At 50.5% G+C, this 21,202-nt stretch carries 17 protein-coding genes and 1 other annotated feature; of the genes, 12 read left to right on the top strand and 5 right to left on the bottom strand.

Features of this window, described 5'->3' with window-relative positions:
- Positions 1-64 precede the first annotated feature (64 nt).
- The 4 genes from AB4124_RS08575 to pdxA all read left to right on the top strand — a co-directional run bounded on the left by AB4124_RS08575 (position 65) and on the right by pdxA (position 5,323).
- Positions 65-1,777, top strand: coding sequence for a PrpR N-terminal domain-containing protein (locus AB4124_RS08575; protein ID WP_441972370.1), 1,713 nt, complete (start codon positions 65-67; stop codon positions 1,775-1,777).
- Positions 1,778-2,015: 238 nt separating this feature from the next.
- Positions 2,016-3,005 (top strand): 2-keto-3-deoxygluconate permease, encoded by a 990-nt coding sequence (locus AB4124_RS08570; protein ID WP_339269441.1) that lies wholly within the window; start codon positions 2,016-2,018, stop codon positions 3,003-3,005.
- A gap of 15 nt (positions 3,006-3,020) precedes the next feature.
- Positions 3,021-4,322: a four-carbon acid sugar kinase family protein gene (locus AB4124_RS08565; RefSeq protein WP_441972368.1), complete on the top strand. Its 1,302-nt coding sequence runs from the start codon at positions 3,021-3,023 to the stop codon at positions 4,320-4,322.
- Complete coding sequence (pdxA, locus tag AB4124_RS08560) at positions 4,319-5,323, top strand: 4-hydroxythreonine-4-phosphate dehydrogenase PdxA (protein ID WP_430110000.1); 1,005 nt, start codon at positions 4,319-4,321, stop codon at positions 5,321-5,323. The genes AB4124_RS08565 and pdxA overlap by 4 nt, the downstream gene beginning before the upstream one ends.
- Before the next feature lie 170 nt (positions 5,324-5,493).
- On the opposite strand, the gene AB4124_RS08555 is transcribed toward pdxA, so the two are convergent.
- A complete protein-coding gene (locus AB4124_RS08555) occupies positions 5,494-6,411 on the bottom strand; it encodes an ArsR/SmtB family transcription factor (RefSeq protein WP_441972366.1) in 918 nt (305 codons plus the stop codon).
- 384 nt (positions 6,412-6,795) lie between these two features.
- On the opposite strand from AB4124_RS08555, the gene AB4124_RS08550 reads away from it, so the two are divergent.
- Positions 6,796-7,116: an RNA polymerase sigma factor gene (locus AB4124_RS08550; protein ID WP_076322698.1), complete on the top strand. Its 321-nt coding sequence runs from the start codon at positions 6,796-6,798 to the stop codon at positions 7,114-7,116.
- Between the two features lie 50 nt (positions 7,117-7,166).
- Positions 7,167-7,437 (top strand) — a binding site (T-box leader).
- Positions 7,438-7,483: 46 nt separating this feature from the next.
- On the top strand, positions 7,484-9,130 hold the full coding sequence (metG, locus tag AB4124_RS08545) for a methionine--tRNA ligase (protein WP_441972364.1): 1,647 nt from the start codon (positions 7,484-7,486) through the stop codon (positions 9,128-9,130).
- A gap of 607 nt (positions 9,131-9,737) precedes the next feature.
- Here metG and AB4124_RS08540 read toward each other — a convergent pair.
- On the bottom strand, positions 9,738-10,592 hold the full coding sequence (locus AB4124_RS08540) for an alpha/beta fold hydrolase (RefSeq protein WP_441972362.1): 855 nt from the start codon (positions 10,590-10,592) through the stop codon (positions 9,738-9,740).
- A 345-nt stretch (positions 10,593-10,937) separates the two neighbouring features.
- On the bottom strand, positions 10,938-12,056 hold the full coding sequence (locus tag AB4124_RS08535; protein ID WP_441972361.1) for an ATP-binding protein: 1,119 nt from the start codon (positions 12,054-12,056) through the stop codon (positions 10,938-10,940).
- A 231-nt stretch (positions 12,057-12,287) separates the two neighbouring features.
- Between AB4124_RS08535 and AB4124_RS08530 the strand changes: the two genes are divergently transcribed.
- Entirely contained in the window at positions 12,288-13,160 is an 873-nt protein-coding gene (locus tag AB4124_RS08530) for a GNAT family N-acetyltransferase (RefSeq protein WP_441972505.1), read from the top strand.
- A gap of 74 nt (positions 13,161-13,234) precedes the next feature.
- On the opposite strand, the gene AB4124_RS08525 is transcribed toward AB4124_RS08530, so the two are convergent.
- Both AB4124_RS08525 and AB4124_RS08520 read right to left on the bottom strand, forming a co-directional pair.
- The gene (locus AB4124_RS08525) at positions 13,235-14,293 is read right to left on the bottom strand and encodes a hypothetical protein (protein WP_430110014.1); all 1,059 of its coding nucleotides are present in this window, start codon (positions 14,291-14,293) and stop codon (positions 13,235-13,237) included.
- Positions 14,294-14,602: 309 nt separating this feature from the next.
- Complete coding sequence (locus AB4124_RS08520) at positions 14,603-15,367, bottom strand: DeoR/GlpR family DNA-binding transcription regulator (RefSeq protein WP_076322628.1); 765 nt, start codon at positions 15,365-15,367, stop codon at positions 14,603-14,605.
- A gap of 252 nt (positions 15,368-15,619) precedes the next feature.
- Here AB4124_RS08520 and AB4124_RS08515 point away from each other — a divergent pair, with 252 nt between their 5' ends.
- The 5 genes from AB4124_RS08515 to phnX all read left to right on the top strand — a co-directional run bounded on the left by AB4124_RS08515 (position 15,620) and on the right by phnX (position 21,193).
- Positions 15,620-16,372 (top strand): ABC transporter ATP-binding protein, encoded by a 753-nt coding sequence (locus AB4124_RS08515; RefSeq protein WP_098741400.1) that lies wholly within the window; start codon positions 15,620-15,622, stop codon positions 16,370-16,372.
- Positions 16,365-17,981, top strand: a complete 1,617-nt coding sequence (locus AB4124_RS08510) for an ABC transporter permease subunit (protein ID WP_441972358.1) — start codon at positions 16,365-16,367, stop codon at positions 17,979-17,981. The genes AB4124_RS08515 and AB4124_RS08510 overlap by 8 nt, the downstream gene beginning before the upstream one ends.
- Before the next feature lie 284 nt (positions 17,982-18,265).
- The gene (locus AB4124_RS08505; RefSeq protein WP_098741402.1) at positions 18,266-19,261 is read left to right on the top strand and encodes an extracellular solute-binding protein; all 996 of its coding nucleotides are present in this window, start codon (positions 18,266-18,268) and stop codon (positions 19,259-19,261) included.
- A 22-nt stretch (positions 19,262-19,283) separates the two neighbouring features.
- On the top strand, positions 19,284-20,378 hold the full coding sequence (gene phnW, locus AB4124_RS08500; protein WP_441972356.1) for a 2-aminoethylphosphonate--pyruvate transaminase: 1,095 nt from the start codon (positions 19,284-19,286) through the stop codon (positions 20,376-20,378).
- Positions 20,375-21,193, top strand: a complete 819-nt coding sequence (gene phnX, locus AB4124_RS08495) for a phosphonoacetaldehyde hydrolase (RefSeq protein WP_441972354.1) — start codon at positions 20,375-20,377, stop codon at positions 21,191-21,193. The genes phnW and phnX overlap by 4 nt, the downstream gene beginning before the upstream one ends.
- Positions 21,194-21,202 lie beyond the last annotated feature (9 nt).

Here is a 21,202-nt window from a genome sequence, read left to right as displayed (position 1 = left end):
TCATATAGAAACGGTAGAATAATAACAAGAATAAGGTTTACCAAAGAAAATACAGGTGACAATCATGACCATTAAAACGTTATTTATTGCTCCGTATCCCGCTATGAGCCATTTAATAGAAGAATGCCGGAAGGAAGAGCCGGAGCTGGAAGTCCGAGTCGAGGTCGGCAATTTACTAGAAGCGGTTCCTCTGGCAAAAGAAGGCGAACGCCTGGGATATGACGTGATCATTAGCCGGGGCGGTACGGCCAAGCTGATCGAGCCCGAGGTGGGCATTCCCGTTATCGATGTCCATGTTTCAGGCTATGACATGCTGCGCGTGCTCACCTTGGCCAATCATTTTCCAGGCAAAAAAGCCATTGTGGGCTTCTCCAATATTACGCTCGGAGCCAAAGCCATTACCGATGTGCTGGATATCGAGGTGGATGTGTTCACGGTAGAGAAGGCGCAAGAGGTGGACCGGCTGCTGGAGGATCTGAAGGCGAAGGGCTTCGAATTAATCATGGGCGATGTGGTGACGATGGAGGCAGCCGCCAAGCACCACTTGGAAGGGATTCTGATCCAATCCGGGCGCGAGGCCATTTTCGATGCGTTTCAAAAGGCCAAGTCCGGGTTTCGGTTACATGAACGGACGCAGTGGGAAATATCCTTTCTACAAGCACTGCTGGAGGAAACGGCCGCGAACCTTACCGTATTGGATGCTGAGGGAGAGGTTGTATATGAACAGTGGCCGGATTTCGGTTCCTGTCCGCTCCCTGTGGAAGCCTTACAAGCCGATCTTCGGCTAAACCGGGAGGCGGAAGCCTCCATCCTGATACATGAAAACGGAACCCGGAAGCTTAAACAGAAAAGGACGCTGAAAGTGATACAGGGAAAACGGTACTACCTGTACACTTTTTCCGAGGTGAAGCAGAATGGGGAGGCCGCAGGCTATCATGTCGAGGCGATCACCCAATTGCCGATGTTGATTTCGCAAAGCGAAGCGATGCACGGTTGCCTGCAGCGGATCGAGGATCTACTGGACAGCCGCATCCTGATTCTCATCGGTGAAGCCGGAACAGGCAAGCAGCTGCTCTCCCGGTATATTCATTACCGCAAGAACGAAGGCCAGGGCTTGTATGTCCGGCTTACCGCAAAGCAGGCCATGGCCTTGTCGGGAAAAGACGAAGAAGAAGCTTGGGACAACGATATCCGCACGCTGTACATCCATGGATTGGAAACGATCGCTCCACAAGAAATGACGAATTTGAAGCCGTGGATGAACGAGATGAAAGACCGGGGGTTCACGATCATCCTCTCGCTGGAAAAGGATGATTCGAATTATCATCCACTCCTGCTGGACGAGGAGGCGGCAAGAATCGCCGTGCCGGCTCTGCGTGAGCGCAGGGAGGACATCAAGCCGCTGGTGACTTATTATATTGCGTCCTATCATGGAACGCTAGGGACTTCACCAATCAAGATCAAGGATGAAGCGATTCTCCTGCTGACCCAGTACGATTGGCCGGGCAACGTGTCGGAACTGAAAATCCTGCTCCAGGACGCAGTGACGGAGGAGAAGGGCTACGTGATCGGCAAGCCGCTCATTTCCCGGCTTCTAGCCAAGAAGGAAGAACATCCGTCAGCTGCGAGGGGCCCTGAATTCCTTCGCGGTACGCTGGATGAGATCGAGAAGAGGATCATCGACGCGATTATGGAGGAAGAACAATTTAATCAGACGAAGGTTGCGGAACGGCTCGGAATCAACCGTTCGACCCTGTGGAGAAGGCTGAAACAATAGTTTCAGCTTTTTTTGTTTTGCGATCCATAGTTCCCTCTGTTTCGGCAGATATTAGGGTAAAGAGGGATATATTTCAACAAGCTGAAGGCATTACAATAGTCGACTGTTTAAATTTGCAACAATTAATCTTTAATATGTTGCAAATTTAATTGAATGCACTTACAATTATCCCTGCAAGCGATTTCAAAATGAAATCACTGTTTAATATTGAAACAATTATTAAAGGGGTGTTACAATAATGAAGATTAAAGCGACGTTGGATCGGATTCCTGGAGGTATGATGGTGGTGCCATTGCTTATTGCAGCAGTCATCAACACCTTTGCACCGGATCTACTCCGGATCGGGAATTTCACGGAGTCTCTATTTGTAAACGGTTCAAGTACATTGATTGCGCTGTTCCTCCTCTGTACGGGGGCACAGATTAACGTCAAGTCCTTTGGTGTTTCCGTCGGAAAAGGGGCCACGCTGCTTGTCACGAAGTGGGTGGTCGGCGCAGCGTTCGGTCTGATCGCTTACCTGTTTGCCGGAGAGAATGGATTGTGGCTGGGTTTGGCGCCGATTGCTGTCATTGCGGCGATGACCAACAGTAATGGGGGATTGTTCGTAGCCTTGGTAGGCCAATACGGCAGTAAGGAAGACCGTGCCGCCTATTCACTGCTTGCCCTGAATGACGGACCTTTCCTCACCATGGTTGCGTTATCGATCTTCGGCGCCATGGGATTCGTGGACGGCATGTTCTCCTTCGTGTCCTTTATCTCCGTTCTTCTTCCGATTATTGTAGGGATGGTGCTGGGTAATCTGGATGAAGAGATGCGCAAGTTTTTGGACAAAGGCAGCTCCATGCTGATTCCGTTCTTTGCATTTGCGCTCGGAATGGGCATTGACTTCGGAGCGATCGTGGATGGCGGCTTGTCGGGTATCATTCTTGGATTACTGACGGTTTTTGTTACAGGTACGGCAGGATACTTTGTGTTTAAAGCATTGAAATGGAATCCGATCGTGGGGGCTGCGGAAGGCTCCACAGCCGGTAATGCCGTGGCTACGCCTGCCGCGATTGGGGTGGCGAATGCATCCTTTGCGGCATTTACCGATATTGCGACGGTGCAGGTTGCAGCGTCCGTGGTAACGACGGCCATCCTGCTTCCTTTATATGTCGGATTTTTAGTGAAGCGTCTAGAGAAGAAAGGGCACTCATTTGATACAAATACAGCAGATGCCGAATCATAGAAGGTGTGATGAAATGTGATAAAACAAATTGGAATCATCGCGGACGATTTGACCGGTGCGAATGACTCTGGCGTACAATTGGCGAAGAAGGGACTGGTTTCCACCGTTGTATTCGATCATCGCCATTACCGTCAGGACACCCGTGCCGAAGTGTTGATCGTCGATACGGATAGCAGGGCGAAACGCAGCGTGGACGCCTATGAAGCGGCGTACGAAGCCGCTCATTTCCTTGAAGAGCAGGGCTGCCGCCACATCTACAAGAAGCTGGACTCCACCTTGCGCGGGAATGTTGCAGAGGAACTGCGGGCGGTGCAGAAGGTATTCCAGCCGGACTTGGTGCTGATCGCCCCGGCTTTTCCCAAAATGAACCGTACGACGGTACAGGGACATCACTATGTTCAAGGTGTACTGATCACCGAGACGGAGTTTGCCAAGGATCCCAAAACGCCCGTCATGGAAAGCTATATCCCGAAGCTGCTGCAGAAGGAAGGAGAGCCTGAGGCGGTGCTGGTTTCATCAAGTCAAGTGCGACAGCCCGCCGCGCAATTTATGCCATGGCTCCAATCCAAGCTAGCGGAAGGTCAAACCTGGTTTGTATGCGATAGTGAGACGGAAGCGGATTTGCAGGCGATATCGGCATTATTTTCACAGCTGGACAAGAAGATTCTATGGGCCGGTTCTGCCGGATTAATCGAATACTTGCCGGAGGCGCTGTCTCTGACTTCCATGGAGAAGGGGAGCCAAGACTGGGCGCAGGCGGATAAGGCGCTGATCGTATCAGGAAGCTTGTCCCAAACGACCCGGCGACAGCTTCGTGCCGTCGAGGACATGCCCGACTCGTTGATGCTGGAGATCGATCCGGCCGCACTGATTCGTGAAACTTACGATACAGAGGAGGCCCTGCAGCAAATCGCACAGGATAAGGACAAGCGCTACCTGGTCCTGTACGTGGACGCTTCGGAAGAAAACCGCAGACTTGCAAAAGAAGCAGGGGATGAGCGAGGATTATCTTCAACCGAGGTAAGCGAAGCGATCTCGCTGGGACTCGGAAGAATGACAAAAGCCATTTTACAGGCATACGCTGAGATCCAAGGGTTGGTATTAACCGGCGGTGATACGGCTAAGGCTATCTGTATCGAACTTGGAATGGGAGAAATGCAGCTGTATTCGGAAGTAGAGCCCGGCCTGCCGTTCGGAAGGCTTCAGGGCATGGAGAAAGGTTACTGGACCGTCACCAAAGCCGGGGGGTTCGGAAATGATCAATCCCTGGTAGATTCCTTGCACTATATAACAAATAAGAAAAAGGTGAGAACATGAGCCAGCATAAACCGGTTATCGGGATTACAATGGGAGACGCCGCAGGCGTAGGTCCTGAAATTATACTCAAGAGCCTCATGAATGAGGAGATGTATCATATTAGTCACCCGGTTGTGATCGGGGACGTGAAGATATTGGAGCGGGCAAAGGCCTTTGTGGGCAGTGACTTGGCTATAGAAGCGATTACTGCCGATGAGCTCGAGCAGGTGGACTACCGTTTTGGCACGGTTCATGTGCTTGATCTGGATTTGCTGCCAGCGGACTTGCCGATTGGACAAGTTGCTCCGGAAGCTGGACACGCCGCGTTTAAATTTTTGGAGACGGCCATCGAATTGGCGAAGGATCATAAAATTCAGGCTATATGCACCGCTCCGCTGAATAAGGAAGCCCTGCATAAAGGGGGCCATAAATATCCGGGCCATACGGAGATTCTGGCAGATTTGACCGGAACCACGGACTACTCCATGATGCTGTCTGCACCGAATCTGAAGGTCATTCACGTTACGACGCATGTCGGCATCATCGACGCTGTCCGTTCGATAAACCCGGAGCGCGTATACCATGTCATTAAGCTTGCTCATGAGACACTGCAGAAGTCCGGCATCGCCGCTCCGCGGATTGCCGTTTGCGGAATCAATCCTCACGCCGGCGAGAACGGGTTGTTCGGATATGGCGAAGAGGAAGAGAAAGTCATACCGGGCGTTGAGAAGGCGCAGGCGGAAGGAATCCAGGTCGTAGGCCCGCTGCCGGCCGATACGCTGTTCTTCCGGACGGTTCGCGGTGACTTTGACATCGTAGTGGCTATGTATCACGATCAGGGGCATGGTCCCGTCAAAGTGCTTGGCTTGGATGCAGGCGTCAACATTACCGTTGGCCTTCCGATTATCCGCACCAGCGTCGATCACGGTACGGCATTCGACATTGCCGGGCAAGGCATCGCCGACGAGAAAAGCTTGATGGAAGCGATCCGTCAGGCGGCGGAACTGGCGCCTAAAGTCTAAAGATGTTATTGCCGGGCGGGACATAGCGGCCGCCATTACCTTTTTATCGAAGTGACACTACAAGATTCCGCAGGAATATAAGCTGTTCATAACAAAAAAGATGACTCCACCTATGGGGTCATCTTTTTTTATTGTTCCTCAGGTTTCTTCGCTGTAACGGGATTCGTTCCTCATGACTGGGATAATCCAAACACGTAAGACTCCAGGAACGCTTTCAGCTGATTGAAGGATTCAGGTCTGGCACTGTATTTATACCGCTCATTCGGCATTTTGAAATGCATGCGCAGGAGACCCGCAGTTTTAAGCAGGGATAGATGGTAGTGCAGGTTGCTCTTTGAAAGGCCGGTCTTCTGCTGCAATTCGGTAAACGTAACGGGCCCTTTAGCCAGGATGTGCAGCAGCACCAGCCGCTTCTCGTCAGCCAACCCCTTGGTCATCCGCAGCAGCTGACTGGTGGGTGTATCCTCGTCCACCTGCTCATCATCTACGGCATAGCTGATAATGAGTTGTTGGTTGCTCACGTAGTCCATCCGGTTTAACGGCTTGATGTGATAGGTAGGGATGAGAAGAATGGCGTTGTATTCATCTTCAGGATCGAGCACAATTCCGCTTGTTGCCTCATCAATCAGATCAATGTAGGGGAGCTCCCGGCTTAGCTGCTCCATGCGGGCAGCGGAACGTCCCAGCAAGTCGTGAATTTCCGGCGTTATTGTATAGGCCCGGTGCCACTCCGTCATGATCTCATGACTGAGATCCCGGAATGTTTTAAGTCCCATCGGAAACCCATCTTCAAGATAAGGCGCCAGGATCTCATACAATTGGCCTTCTCCCAAATCGGCAAACCAGGCAAGAAACCTCTCGACGTTGTCTTTTTCCGGGCTGTCTACGATAGCCAGGTGCAGATAAGCAATAAGCTCGAACAGGTCCAGCTCTTCGAGCTTATCCGTAAAAGATGCAGGCAGTTTCTTCTGAATTTCTTTCCTCCACTTATTTCCTAGATCATGCATTTGGTTTTTATTATCTGTATATGCGAATAAGCTGGTGACCAGCTCGTGAACAGGCGAATAGTCAATTCGGATAACGGTCATGATCAATCTCTCCTTCAAGTACACATCATTCCATTTTTATGATACCACATCGTGGTGAAAATAAATATTGAACTTTTACTATGTTCATATATAATTGAACTTAATAATATAGTTCAAAAAAATATGAACTAATGGGCGGCGAGGGGAGAGACTGGAGATGAACAATTGGTTTGTTGCCGAATATCTCATCAGGCAGCAGCAGATGGAAGTGGATCGAACGGCCAGAGAGTCCTGGAAATCTAGGCATGACCCGGTAAATTTGTGGGCACGCATCTTCTCGAGGAAGAGACGACCAATACAACCGGTCACGAACAGGGCCCGAAGTTGAAACTAAGGGGAACAAGGAAGAATCGATCAACCTACGAGGAAACGGAGCTGGAACCGATGGACTTTCTTTCGGAGAATCGTTTAAGCGAGTGCGCCATGGAGGCGCCTGAATCGATGATGAATAGCGAGGAGAACCATGACGAACTGTTATCTGCTGTGCTTACTCTGCCTGAAACCCTAAGACAGCCGATGTATTTGTATTATTACGAGGATTTCAATACCTTGGAAATTGCCGAAGTGCTCCAAATTGAGCCTGAAAATGTACGGAACCGCATGAGCAGAGCCCGCAAGAAACTGAAGATGATGCTGGGGAAGAAGCTGGGAGCGATACGGGATGGCCGGGAAAGGGCAAGAAAGGATGCGCATCCGTCCCCTTGACTTCATTCATAAAGTTCGGGTATGATTTCCAGTAACTTGAATAATGTTAAACAAAAGCAATGAAGAGAAAGAGTACCTTGGTAACGTCTTTGAACAGAGAGCCCCGGCTGGTGAAAAGGGGTAAGGAAAGAACCTTGGGAATATGGTCTCTGAGCTGTGCACCGAAACTCTGCAGAGGGTTGTAGGCTGTACCGGATCCCGCACCCGTTAACGTGCTAGGGTATACACGCGATATATGGCGTCGTACCTAAAGAGGTGAATGCCGCAAGGCATGAATGAAATTGGGTGGTACCACGTGAGCGGCAAGCTCTCGTCCCTTTTGGGATGAGGGCTTTTTTTGTTGTCCAAAAAAAGGAGGATGATTGATATGACGAACATTTTTATCGGCGGTGCCTGGCCTTATGCCAACGGGTCATTACATTTAGGGAGGCTTGCAAGTTTGCTGCCTGGAGACGTGTTGGCGCGTTATTTCCGCGCGAAAGGCGATCAAGTCCTGTACGTTTCCGGCAGTGATTGTCATGGAACGCCCGTGGCGGTTCAAGCCATTCAGGAGGGCGTGGCTCCCGGGGATATTGCGGATCGGTATCATGGGGAGTTCGTGGATTGCTTTAAACAGCTGGGTTTCTCCTACGACTTATACACGCGAACCGACCAGACGTTTCATCACGCCGTGGTGCAGGAACTGTTTTTGAAGCTGCTGGAAAACGGCCATCTGTATCGAAAAACTATACAGCAAACGTATTGCGAAACCGATCAGCGGTTTTTGCCGGACCGCTACGTGGAAGGAGATTGTCCTGTATGCGGCAGCAGGGCCCGTGGGGATCAGTGCGACGCCTGCTCAACGATACTTGATCCGTCCGACCTGACGAATAGGACCTGCAAAATCTGCGGAAACCCTCCGGTGGAGCGGCCCACCGAGCATTTTTACGTAGCGCTGTCACATTTCCAGGCTGAGCTGGCGGATGATTTGAATAACGCCCGAGGCTGGCGGGATAATGCTGTGCAATTGACCCGAAGATACTTGGAGGAAGGGCTTCAGGACCGGGCGGCTACGCGGGATCTGACCTGGGGCGTGGATGTCCCCGTTCCGGGCTTTGAGGATAAGAAAATCTATGTCTGGATCGAAGCGGTCAGCGGCTATTTATCCGCCAGCAAGCAGTGGGCCGCGGAAACGGGCGGCGATTGGGAATCCTTTTGGCTCAAGGGGAGGGATGAGATTACCGCTTACTATGTTCATGGGAAGGATAATATCCCGTTTCATACGCTGATCTGGCCAGCGCTGCTGAAGGGGGCAGGTGACCTGCATTTGCCGGACCGAATCATATCTTGCGAGTACATGACGCTGGAAGGGAAGAAGTTCTCGACCAGTCGGAATTGGGCCATATGGGTGCCGGATTTATTAAGCCGTTATCAGCCGGACTCCATTCGTTACTTTCTCATTGCGAACGGCCCCGAGAAGCGGGATACCGATTTCTCCTGGAGGGAGTTCATTCACAGCCACAATGGCGAGCTGCTTGGCGCATTTGGGAATTTCGTCAACCGTACTTTGGTGTTTGTGAACAAATCGTTTGAAGGGAAAGTGCCCGAGGGCAGTATATCTGAAGAGTGGCAGAGCAGGGTTGAGGCATTGTACTGCGAGTCCGGGGCGCTCATTGAGGGTGGGCGACTGAAGGAAGCGTTGGAGTCAATCTTCAGCGTGGTGCGCATGGCGAACAAATATTTTGATGAACAGAAGCCGTGGATTCAGGTCAAGGAGGATCGCGAAGCGTGCGGGACAACGCTGTACACCTGCGTTCAGATCATTGCCAATTTAGCGAACCTGCTGCAGCCGTTTATTCCGTTCTCTTGCGATAGGATACGAAGTTATCTCTCGCTGGAGAAGCCTGTATGGGAGTGGTGCCGTGTTCCGGCTGGCAGGCCGATTCATGACGTAGAGCTTTTGTTTGAACGGATCGATACCAGCCGGATTGAGGAGGAGACGCGTAGGCTGGGGGAGTTATCCAAAAGGGAGTAATTGATTTAAGTGGCTAAGATTCAACTGACCCAAGGAGTGAGTAGTAAGTGATCAAGGAATGTAGTGGATCCAGTGCTAGAGCAGCAAGTAATTAGGGGTCTAGAGGTCAAAGAAGCAAGGGGTTTAAGTGGTCCAAGGAACAAAGGGGTTAAGCGATCCAAGGAGCAAGTGATTAAGGGGGCCATTAGCGAGTGTCAAAGAAGAGGAGGTGACCCGATGGTCCATTGTGACTGAGTACGGACTGCGATTTTGAGGACTGTGGTTCCGCTATTCCGTTGTTTCTTGGCATTTCGTAGGGTCATGCGGACAGGAGATCCGCTATTCTTAAGTTTTTACAAGAATGAGCCGTGATTATGGTGCATTAACGGAACCTGTGTCCGCATGGGCTTAAAAAACGATGGAATATCAGCAAATAACGGATTCTGTGTCAGCATGGACTCAAAAAAGGAGCGGTTTTCAGCGAGAAGAGCATCCGGACGATGCCTCTGAATCCATATGAAGCGAGAGTTTACCGGTTAAAACGCAAGTAGACGTAAAAGGAGCTCCCAGCGGAATGCTGAGGGCTCCTCTTCATTACAGTAACGGCATACGTTGTATCTTCACCGGATTAGTTATCCGTTTCATGAATCCAATCCGTCAATATGGCATCAAATAGATCAGGCTCTTCGAACATCGGATTATGGCCGCTTTTTTCAAAAATGACCTTCTTCACGTGTTCCTGCGAGTCGTCTACAGCATCCCAGAGTGATACGGGACTGACCAAATAGTCGTACCGTCCAAGACCGATGAGGACGGGCTTGGCAACCTCTTTCAACGAATCGATCAGATTGAGCCGCGCGAAGGCTTCTCCCCATAAATGATCCATGACGGGCATGCTGGTGAAGACCCCTTCCCACATCCAAGCCGCATCATAAGCATAGTCATAGAAGCTGTGCGCTCCCATTCGGATGCACATATGAGCAAAACGACGTTCCGGCTCTCTCTGGATGTCCCCCGCCAGCAGGGCGATATCCGCTTCAAACTGCCGTTTCCGTTCTGGGCTTGCGGTCTCATTGAAAAAATCGATGCTCTGCTGCTGCCGCTCCGGGCTGTTGGTCGGGGCCGTGTTCAGCAGGACCACCTTCCGGACATGTTCCGGATATTTTTTGGCATACTCCAGCGCCATGAAGGCATGGCCCGAATGCCCCAATATAATAAAATCCTCCAGTTCCAGCGTTTGCCTTGCCGCTTCGATATCATCCAGAACCTTATCCAGCGCATAGTCTTCCGGCTCCAGTGTCCGAGGGGGCTTCACAAAGCCTCGATGGTCCAGGAAAATCAGTTGAAATGAAGTGTAGAGTTGTTCCGAAAACAAGCGGGGGTAGTAAATACTGCTTCCCACCACCAAAATGGGCCTGCCGTTTCCACGAATGGAAACATTCAATGCAAATCCTTCGCTTATTACCGTACTCTGTATGCTCATGTGTATCGTCCTCGTTTCGTTTTTTATTTAATCGCACCATCTCCTTTCTTGTTCCGATTCCATTACATTCTCCATAGAACGTTCCAGCATTCTATATCACCTCGATTAGCGTTCGTTCAAGCTCAGTATAGCACCAGACATGGGTTCGGTCGACAGCCATCCAAGCTTGCCCGGACCCCACACCCCACACCGTGTGTCTCTACCACCCGGACCGGTATCGTTCCAGGACCGTTGCTTCAGCCACGGTTTGCATAGGGAGCAGTACACTCGATGTGGCATCTGAGCGTACCGCTGCTGTAAAAAAGCACGGTGCACATTCTTCGAACTGCCCCTTCTGCAGCTCCTTTATTCAGCGGTAACGCGGATTGTTAGGGTGAGTCCAGGATAGTCGGCGGCAATTGCGCTCTTGCGCTCCATGATGCGGTCAAATTCAAAGGCAGAGCTGAATAATTCCGGCTCAGGCTTGAATGTCACGCTGGTACCTGTATCTTGAGTCATGCCGACAATCTGAAGCCCGGTCTGCGGAATGCCGTGCCTGTACTCCTGCCGGTATATGTTCCCGTCACGGCGAATTTCCACGGTCAGCTGCTTGGAGAGGGCATTGACTACGGCGATGCTGATGCCTTTTTCGGCGCCGGGGACCAGAAAGTGTGCGCTGGCGTTCAATTGGTGGACATCGGTTAGTACCGATTGTACGACTGGGATGTTGGAATTCGGAAGGGCCTGCACAGGTATGCCTCTCCCGTTATCGGTAACCGTCACGCTGCCATCCTCATGCAGGAAAATGCCAATCTGATCGCCATACCCGCTCGTGTGCTCCAATACTGAATTTTCCACCACGGCCCAAAGCAGCTGATGAATATCGAAGCCGTGCGAGGCTCCAAAATACATCCCCGGATTGTTGCGGGTTTCGGTCATCTCCAGGTAATCGCTTGTATCGAGCAAATCGCCTGCAGCAGACAGCAGCAGCAGGAACGGCAGGCTCCGATGCTTAGGAAGAGTGTACCGGCCGCCCTGCTCCTGCACAAGGAGATCCGCGCCGAGCAGCGCCTTGAGATGGTGATACAGCTGACCCGTCGTTCCCATATTCAACCGTTCTACCAGCTCGGAACCGGATAGGGGCTCTGCCATGACGGCCTTTAAAATATCCAGGCGCTGCTTGTTGCCCAGTGCTGCGAGGATTTTGGCAGCCTTCTCGGTGTTCATGTCCAGCAATTGATCCATTCGCCGTTCCTGCGGCTCCCAGCGAATGTTTTGTCCGTTCAGGTGCACTTGCCCGGAGTAGAATACGGAGCCGACTTCGAGGGTTGCTTCATGTATCGTAGGTGCTGTTGCGATTTCTTGGCGGTGTTGGTTTGATGCGGATACAGGTTTGCGTTCCACAAGAGCTTGATAAACAAGCTGCTGCAGCTCTGCCATTTGATTCTTTAAGACATCCATCTCTTGGATCAGATCACGTGTCATGTGGAATCATCAACCTCACTTTATCAATATTATGTTATTACGTAATTATTGTATTACGTAATCCCAACATTGTAAACCCATATTAAGGAAATAGGTACACGAATAAGTGATTTATTTATCTATAGTTGTTTTTTATCTATGTTTATCATCCCGGGTCGTCTTACAATGAACGCAAAGGTTGGTGACATTCATTTGGGTGAAAGAATCATACGGAATTTTAAGCAGGACGATATGCCTCTGCTGGGGGAGCTGTATCAGGCGGTATCCGTAGCGGATGCACTGTTTTGGTGGGTAGGTGACCAGGACAATTGGGGCAACGTGTTCTGTGCTATTGAAGATGGGAAGATGGTGGCCAAGGGACAAGTGGGCATTATTAACGTGATCCCGCCTGGATGTGAGCCTAACTGCAAGCATCACATTTATGTGAATCTCAAGGCTGTACCACAGCGGGAGCGGGATTATGATCTGTTAGGTGAAATGTATAAGGTGCTCTATGAACGTGCCCTTGTGTTAAAGAGGACGCTGCCGGAGACATACGGGACGTATTTGTGCGTGGGCAACTATGCCCATGAGATCGGCAACAACACTTTCTTTACAGAGGAAATCGGATTTCAGCCGCTGGAGAAGCTGTATTCCATGAAGCGGTCACTTAAGGAGCCTTTACATGCCTTGCCGTTAGATGATCGCTATCGCTATCGACTGTGGAAGATGGAATCTGCGGAAGAGGAAGAGATGTATCTAAAGCTCGAGGCTGAGGTTTGGCCGGAAGCGCCGCTGGGGCTTGGACGATTACGGGAATACAAAGGGCATCCCAGCTGGACTGCCACGAATGTCCTGGAAGGGGACACGATAATCGGCAGTACCATGGCATGGGTGGAAGAGGGGAACGTCGGCGTGATTGAAGATGTGTTTGTGAGAGAACCGTGGAGACAACGGGGAATCGCCAAATATCTGCTCTACCGTGCCATGTCCTATCTTCAGGCTCATGGATCCGTCTCGGTAAAACTTGAAGTGAAGGCAGCCAATGAGACGGCGTTGTCACTCTATCAGTCGGTCGGCTTTGCCAAAGACCAAGAGGAGCACCGATTTTATCTGCCTTTATAGCAGGAAGGCCGCTAATACAAAGACCACGCCAAGGAATAATCCTGACGTGGTCTTTTTCTATATAAAATGAGGAGTTATGAGGTCGATTCTTGCCCGTCTGTTACATTCGGATTGGCATCCAGAATGCCCTCCGTGACGCTCCACAGTTTCGGCAGGAACCGAAGAACCTCGTCTGCCCGCTGCAGCAGGTCATCGGTGGACGTTATGCCGAGATCCGCAAGGATGGCATCAAAAGCAGGGGCATACTGCTCTTGAAGCTCAGGAGTCCCGTCAACTTCCAATATGTTGTGGCATCGAGCGAAGGTGGCCACCATCCAGAAGACGGCCTCTCTATGGCTTCCGTTTAGGATCAGCTCGCGGCTGCCGTCAATGGCAATCGGTCTTGCATCCGGTGTAATGTCACTGCTGAAGAAGAAGGGGGTCTTGGCAATCGCAGCAGCGGCATCGAAGGTGCGGGCCAGCCCATTAAGATGATGGAGCGCTTGTTCGGCACTCATGTCTTTACAACCCAGTAGTCGTAACAGTTCGTCGTAAATTACCTCTTGGTCATATTCCTTGAGCACATCGCGAACCGCCGCATAGCGCAGCCTGACCGTGGGGTTGCGAAGAGCGGCGACCAGGAGCATATGGGTGGTTACGCCGGTAGGGAACAGCCATGAGGTAACCTGGCGATGCCAAGGGGCAGAAGGATCTATGGAGCGGAGTCCGGTTATGATTCGTTCGCGTACGTTCTCACAGCGGCGGGCGACCCATATCCGGTCGGCAAAATGACGCGAAACCTCCGTCTGCAGCTTACGCAGCTGCCCGGTTGGATCGGACATCAGGGTATCCACACGGAAGCTGCCCGCAAGATGATAGGATGTTAATACCTGCTCGGGCGAGGCGAGGTCCCGCCAGGACAGGTAGGTGGCTTCGATCAAAGCATCCTGGTAGATAAATTTTCCCAGCTTAAGAGGGGGCTCCGCATCCTGGGTAACAACAACGATGTCAATGTCCGAGGACGGAGCCATCTCTGCTTCATCCGGCTTTCCAACCGTGGAGCCACTAAAATAGGCACCCATAAATCCAGGCTCCCTGCTGGCATGCTGCAATACCCAATCCGTCGCCGCTGCGCGTGCTGATCCAACGTTCATAACCTTTATTCCTCCTCTACTTGCATGGTGTCTCACATAATTAGAAAAAATATCCTGTTTCTCACTACATTATATTGACTTCAATTCGAATGTACAACCGCTTACAAGAAGAGACTTGAGCTTTCACGTTTATGAAAATACGGGATTACAGAAGAAGAGAAAATGATACGGGTCCAAGAGATTCGCAAGGGCTTGGCACATATAAATTAAAAGTTAATACGGGTGCGTGCCTGTGTGAAACCGAAACGGACATTCTCTTATCGCTAAACATTCAGCGAGGAGGAACGCCCGTTTTTTTGGTCTTTTATTCTATTCATCGGCAATCACTAGCGTTGAATTGGTTTTTTTGAATTTTGGAATGAAGCTTGCATGGACATTCGCATCGGTCACGATCATATCAATTTTGTCGAGCGATGCGATGGAAATGGTGACGTCTTTGCCGAACTTGGTGCTGTCCGCCATGACAACCACCTCTTTGGACAGCTCGATCATTTTTTTGCGCGTAATGGCTTCTTCCAGGTTGTAGTCGGAGATGCCTTTTTCAATCGTAATGCCGCTGCAGCAGATGAAGGCTTTCAGCACATTCAGCTCATGAAAGTTGAAGATGTATTCATACGCTACGACGGATTGTTCTTCCCTACGGATTTTGCCGCCGATCATAATCAGTTCCACATCGCTGTCCATCAGCTCAATCGCAACCGGCAGCGAGTTGGTAACGACCGTCAGCTTCTTCTTATGCTTCACGTATTTGGCCATCTGATATGTGGTCGAGCCGCTGTCGATATAGATGCAATCGCCGTCATGAATGAATTCGCTGCATTTGCGGGCGATCCGATCCTTCTCTTCCAACTGGCTGACCATGCGCTCGTCCATGGAGGATTCGCCGAACCGGGACTCCACGAGTTTAACCCCGCCATATATCTTCTCGATCCGCCCCTGCTTGGTCAGCGTGTTCAAATCCCGGCGCAGCGTATCTACAGAGACGTTCAGCTCTTCCGTTAGCTCCGTGATCTTCAATACTTTTCGAATCGTTAGCAGCTCGAGTATTTTCTTCTGCCTCTCCAGTGGAAACATTCGCTCACCCATTCAATCTGCATTAGTAGTTGATGCCTGTATTCATGTCTAGTTTACCGATTCGCCTGGCCATGTTCAATAGATTCACCTATATTATTCCTAAGTTGGGCATCAATTATGGATCAATATGGTCAATAGTTGGTATTGATGTATGAATGATATATGCATAATTTACTTACATTTAACAGTTTCCATGATTCTTATTTACATATGGTTTCTATACTGAGGATGTGTTTAAAGGAGGTGAGCCGTTTGCTGAAGCTAGAGCATATTAGCAAACAATTCGACGATAAAGTGGTTTTGGATGACATCAACGTAGAAATCGGTTCGGGCGAAATCGTGTCACTGCTCGGTCCGAGCGGCAGCGGGAAGACCACATTACTGAATATTATTTTGGGACTCACCCGGATGGATCAGGGAAAAATCGTGTTCCATGACCAAGATCTGAGCAACGTACCGATGAAGAAGCGCGGGTTTAATATCGTTTTTCAGGACTATGCCTTATTTCCCAATCTGAATGCCTACGACAATATCGTATACGGCCTGCGCAACAAGAAGGGGAGCGTGAGTCAGCAGGAGGTACAGGAATATATCGACTTTCTGGAGCTTCAGCCTCATGTGAACAAGCGGATCGGCGAACTGTCAGGAGGGCAGAAGCAGAGAGTGGCCCTGGCCAGAACGCTGGTCACGAAACCGAAAATCCTGCTGCTCGATGAGCCGCTCAGCGCGCTGGACGGCGTGATCAAGGAGTCGATCAAGCAGCGGATTCAATCGATTGCCAGAGAGTTTAAACTGACCACGATTATTGTGACGCATGACCCGGAGGAGGCGCTGACGCTCTCGGACAAAATCCTGATTATCCATCAGGGGCAGATCGCCCAATTCGGCACACCCCAGGAGATTGTCCATCATCCGAGCAATGATTTTGTGAAGCAGTTTATTATCAAGCAGCTGCACATCAAAAGGCAGAACATCTACAATCTGTTCGGTGAGCAGTATGCATAACGTGAAACCGGAAATGCGGATCATCTTTACCGTCATCCTGTTATTGTTTGCCGTGTTTCTGTTCTTGCCGCTGCTCATCTTGCTGGTCCGTTCCTTCGAATCCGATCAGGGGTTTACCCTCGGTCATTATGTATCCATAGGGTCGAATCGGGAATTCATCGCAGCGATTGGCAACAGTGTGAAGATATCGGGCATCACGGCTGTAATCACAACCGTCCTGGGGTTTATACTCGCGTATTCCATTCATTGCACCAAAATATATCGGCCCGTCAAAGGCCTGCTGAAAACCGTCATCATCATTCCCATGCTGCTCCCGACCATTACATATGGGTTCGCCATTATGTATTCGTTCGGTAATCAGGGATTGATCACCCGGCTTGCCGGACGCAACTTGTTTGAAATCTACGGATGGAACGGTCTGCTCATAGGCTACGTCATTTACACGCTGCCTCCAGTATTCCTGTTGATCCATAACGCGTTTAAATATATTGATAAAAAATTCATCATCGTCTCCAAGTTAATGGGTGACGGAACGTTGAGAAGTTTCCTGAATACGATTTTGCGTCCCTTGGCTGGAGCGCTTGGCGGAGCCTTTGTGCTTTCCTTTATCTTAAGCTTTACGGATTTTGGGATTCCGGCTTCCGTCGGCGGTACCTATCCGGTCGTGGCAACGCAACTGTATCAGGTGATGCTGGGCTCCATTCCGGACTTCAACCAAGGCGCTGTCATTGCGGTGCTGATGCTGATTCCGGCCGTGTTCGGCATCTGGCTGCTGAATTACTTGGAAAAATGGAATTTCCACTATGACAAGCTGTCGGATATCGAGCTGCCGCGGCAGCGCGTGCGGGATATTGCCTTCGGCATAATGTCATCGGTCATCGTGCTTGGAATGCTTTCCATTTTTGCCGTGATGTTCATTGCGCCATGGCTGAGCAGTTACCCCTATGACATGACGTTTACGCTTAAGCATGTACGGGACGTGTTTCAATCGAGTGATTTAACGGGGGTATACCGAAACTCCCTCTGGGTCGCCTTCTTGACGGCGCTGTTCGGTACCTTGATGGCGTATGGATCAGCACTGCTCAATGTGCGCACGTCGTTAAAAGCCCGATCCACGGTGGATATGGTATCGATGATCACGAATACGGTGCCTGGCATGGTGCTGGGGATATCCTACCTGCTCTTCTTTAATGGAAGCAGTCTGAAAGGAACCTTCATTATTATCGTTCTGTGCAATATTGTTCATTTCTTTACGACGCCGTATCTGATGGCCAAGAACTCCCTATCCAAGATGAATCCTTCTTGGGAAACCACGGGGGAACTGCTCGGTGACAGCTGGTTCAAGACCGTTTATCGGGTGATCCTGCCAAACTCGGCTTCAACCGTCATTGAGATGTTCGGCTACTATTTCATCAACGCCATGGTGACGATCAGCGGCATTATCTTTCTTGTATCCGCCCAGACGTCGCTCGTGGCCAGCAAGATCAAAGAGCTGCAGCATTTCGCCAAGTTTAATGAGATTTTCGTGCTGTCGATGCTGATCTTCTTCACGAATTTGATCATCAAGCTGGTGTGCGACGCATTGCAGAGGAGAACGGCGCAGCGGTAAAGCTGCCCCATTACGTTCATGTCCGCTGCGATGCCGGATCGTATTTCCGATCGCTGTTGTCTTCGGATTTCTCGGATTGAGATGACTAAGCGGTAGAAATCCGAATACAAAGGCGAACGCATTCGCTTCTCCAATACGATTCCGTCCTCTCCGCTGGGTATTGACACTTGAAGTGAGGAGCTCCTTGCTCTAAATCGCCACCAGCCATTCTGACGTGGAATGCGCAGGCTAATTCATTTTTTTACATCATTATTAAATAAAAAATTCAAGGAGTGGAGTTAATCATGATGAAGACGCTTAAGGGAATGCTGCTGTCATTGATCGCAATCAGCATGGTGTTGGCTCTGGCCGCTTGCGGCAGCGGAAGCGCGGGGGAAGCGAAGAAGGTGGTCATCTACACCAACGGGGATGAAGAGGCCGTCGCCGCAATGGAAACATCGTTGAAGAATGCCGGATACGAAGGACAGTATCTCGTGCAATCCCTGGGTACATCGGAACTTGGCGGCAAACTGATGGCTGAGGGGAACAAAATCGAGGCTGATCTCATCACGATGAGCTCGTACTTTATCGAAAGCTCGCAGACCAAGCACTCCATGTTTAAGGATTTGGCTTTTGACGCAGGTGCTGTCGGAACTTATCCGAAATACTACACGCCGATTCTGGCGAATACCGGCTCTATCTTCGTGAATACACAAGTGCTGAAAGACAAAGGCTTGCCAATGCCAACCTCCATCACGGACCTGACCAAACCGGAATTCAGCGGACTCGTATCGATTCCGAATATTATGGATTCCTCCACCGGTTGGCTGCTGGTTCAGGCGATTATCAACCAATACGGCGAAGATGCGGGACGTAAGGTGCTCCATGACCTGATCGCTAATGTGGGACCGCATCTGGAGAGCTCGGGGTCCGGTCCGATCAAGAAAGTGCAGGCTGGAGAAGTGGCTGCGGGCTTCGGACTCCGCCATCAGGCGGTAGCCGCCAAAGCTGACGGTGCACCGATAGATTACGTGGATCCGGTCGAAGGAAACTTCTCGCTGACCGAGTCGGTTGCGGTGGTGGACAAGAAGAATGCCACAACGGATTTAGCGATGAAAATGGCCGAGACCATCGTGAAGGATGCCAGAAAAGACCTGATCGTGAACTATCCGGTGGCCCTATACGAAGGGGAGACCGTAGATGAAGTCAACAAACCTGCGTACTCCATGACCTTCGAGAAGCCGCTGACCGTGGAGCTGCTGGAAAAGCATCAGAAATTCTTCAACGGATCTAAAGAATAAGCCAGCATAGGAGCGATGCGAAATGAATACCTATAAGCTTTTGACACCAGGACCTTTGACGACAACCAAGACGGTGAAAGAGGAGATGCTCTTTGACCGCTGTACATGGGATGATGAGTATAAATCGATTACGCAAAAAATCAGATCGCAGCTCCTGACACTCGCCGGGGCGGATGCAGCACAATACACAGCGGTACTGATGCAGGGAAGTGGAACGTTTGCCGTCGAAGCAGTGATGACATCCACCATATCGAATGACGATAAAGTGCTGATCGTAACGAACGGCGCCTATGGTGAGCGGATCGTCAAAATGGCAAAGTATATCGGATTGAATTACGTGGAGTACCAAGTGAATTACGATGAACACCCAAGCGAGGATGAACTGCGAGCCATACTGCGTAAGGATGTGCGCATTACGCATATCGCGATGGTACATTGCGAGACGACAACCGGGATTCTGAATCCGCTGGAGATGGTCTCGACGTTGTCCAGAGAATATGGAAAGACCCTCATTATCGATGCAATGAGCAGCTTTGGCGGCATGGAAATCGATGTTCAGGGACTTGGCATCGATTATCTCATCAGCAGTGCGAATAAATGCATCCAGGGCGTTCCGGGGTTTGGATTCGTCATCGCCAAGCTGGACAAGCTTGCAGCCTGCGAAGGGATTGCGCGCAGCTTGGCGCTCGATTTGTATGATCAGTGGAAAGGCATGGATCAGGACGGAAAATGGCGATATACTTCGCCGACACATGTTGTGGCTGCCTTCTCCAAAGCGTTGGATGAGCTGAACGAAGAAGGCGGTGTATCGGAGAGATTCAGCCGTTACCAGAATAACAATCGCCTGCTGCGTGAGAGATTGGCGCAGATCGGCATCCAGTCTTATATTACCGATGACAAGCAATCTCCGATCATCACGACATTCTTATTCCCGAGTGATGGGTTTAGCTTCGAACACTTTTACGCTTATATTAAAGAAAGAGGCTATGTGATATATCCGGGCAAGCTGACCGACGTGGATACCTTCCGAATTGGGAATATCGGAGAAATCTATGAGCAGGATATCGAGCAATTATGTCATATCATCGAAGAGTATAGGGGAGTGATGGCACAATGAACCGAATCGAAGGCGTTATATTGGACTGGGCCGGAACGGCTGTGGATTTTGGATGCTTTGCACCGGTGAACGTGTTTGTCGATATTTTTAAGAATGCGGGCATTGAAGTGACGATGGCTGAAGCAAGAGCACCGATGGGGATGCTGAAGATCGATCATATTCGTGCCATGCTATCCATGCCGAGAGTGTCGGCGCTATGGGAAGCGAAGTACGGAAGAGCCTTCGATGAGCAGGACGTGGAACGGCTGTATGCAGAATTCGAGCCGGCGTTGATGGCTTCTTTATCCGAGTACACGGACCCGATTCCGGGTGTTATTGAGACGGTTGAAGCATTGAAGGGTCAAGGCTTGAAGATTGGTTCTACGACAGGTTATACGAGCAGCATGATGGAGGTCGTGGTGGCAAATGCCCGGCAAAAGGGCTACAGCCCGGATGTCTATTTCACGCCGGATGACACGAATTCCCAAGGAAGACCTTATCCGTACATGATTTATCGGAATATGGAGTCTCTCCGGTTATCGGCTTCCTGGAAGGTCGTTAAGGTGGGGGATACCGTCTCGGACGTAAAGGAAGGCGTGAACGCAGGTGTATGGTCGGTTGGCGTTGTCATCGGCAGCTCGGAAATGGGCCTGAGTTCAGAAGAGTATCATGCCCTGTCAGAATCAGACCAGGAAGCTGCGATCTCGAAAACCGAACAGACGTTTATCCGTAGCGGGGCAGATTTTACGATCCGGACGATGAGCGAGCTGCCGCAGTTAATCGAGAGAATTAACGACATGCTGGCTGAGGGACAAAGACCGGGGATTCAGCGCTAGGAACCATTC

This window comes from Paenibacillus sp. 2KB_20 (assembly GCF_052115765.1).
In the GTDB taxonomy this organism is placed as follows: domain Bacteria; phylum Bacillota; class Bacilli; order Paenibacillales; family Paenibacillaceae; genus Paenibacillus_AQ.
The sequence above is the reverse complement of the archived record's forward strand: the minus strand, read 5'-3'. Positions and strand labels throughout refer to the sequence as shown.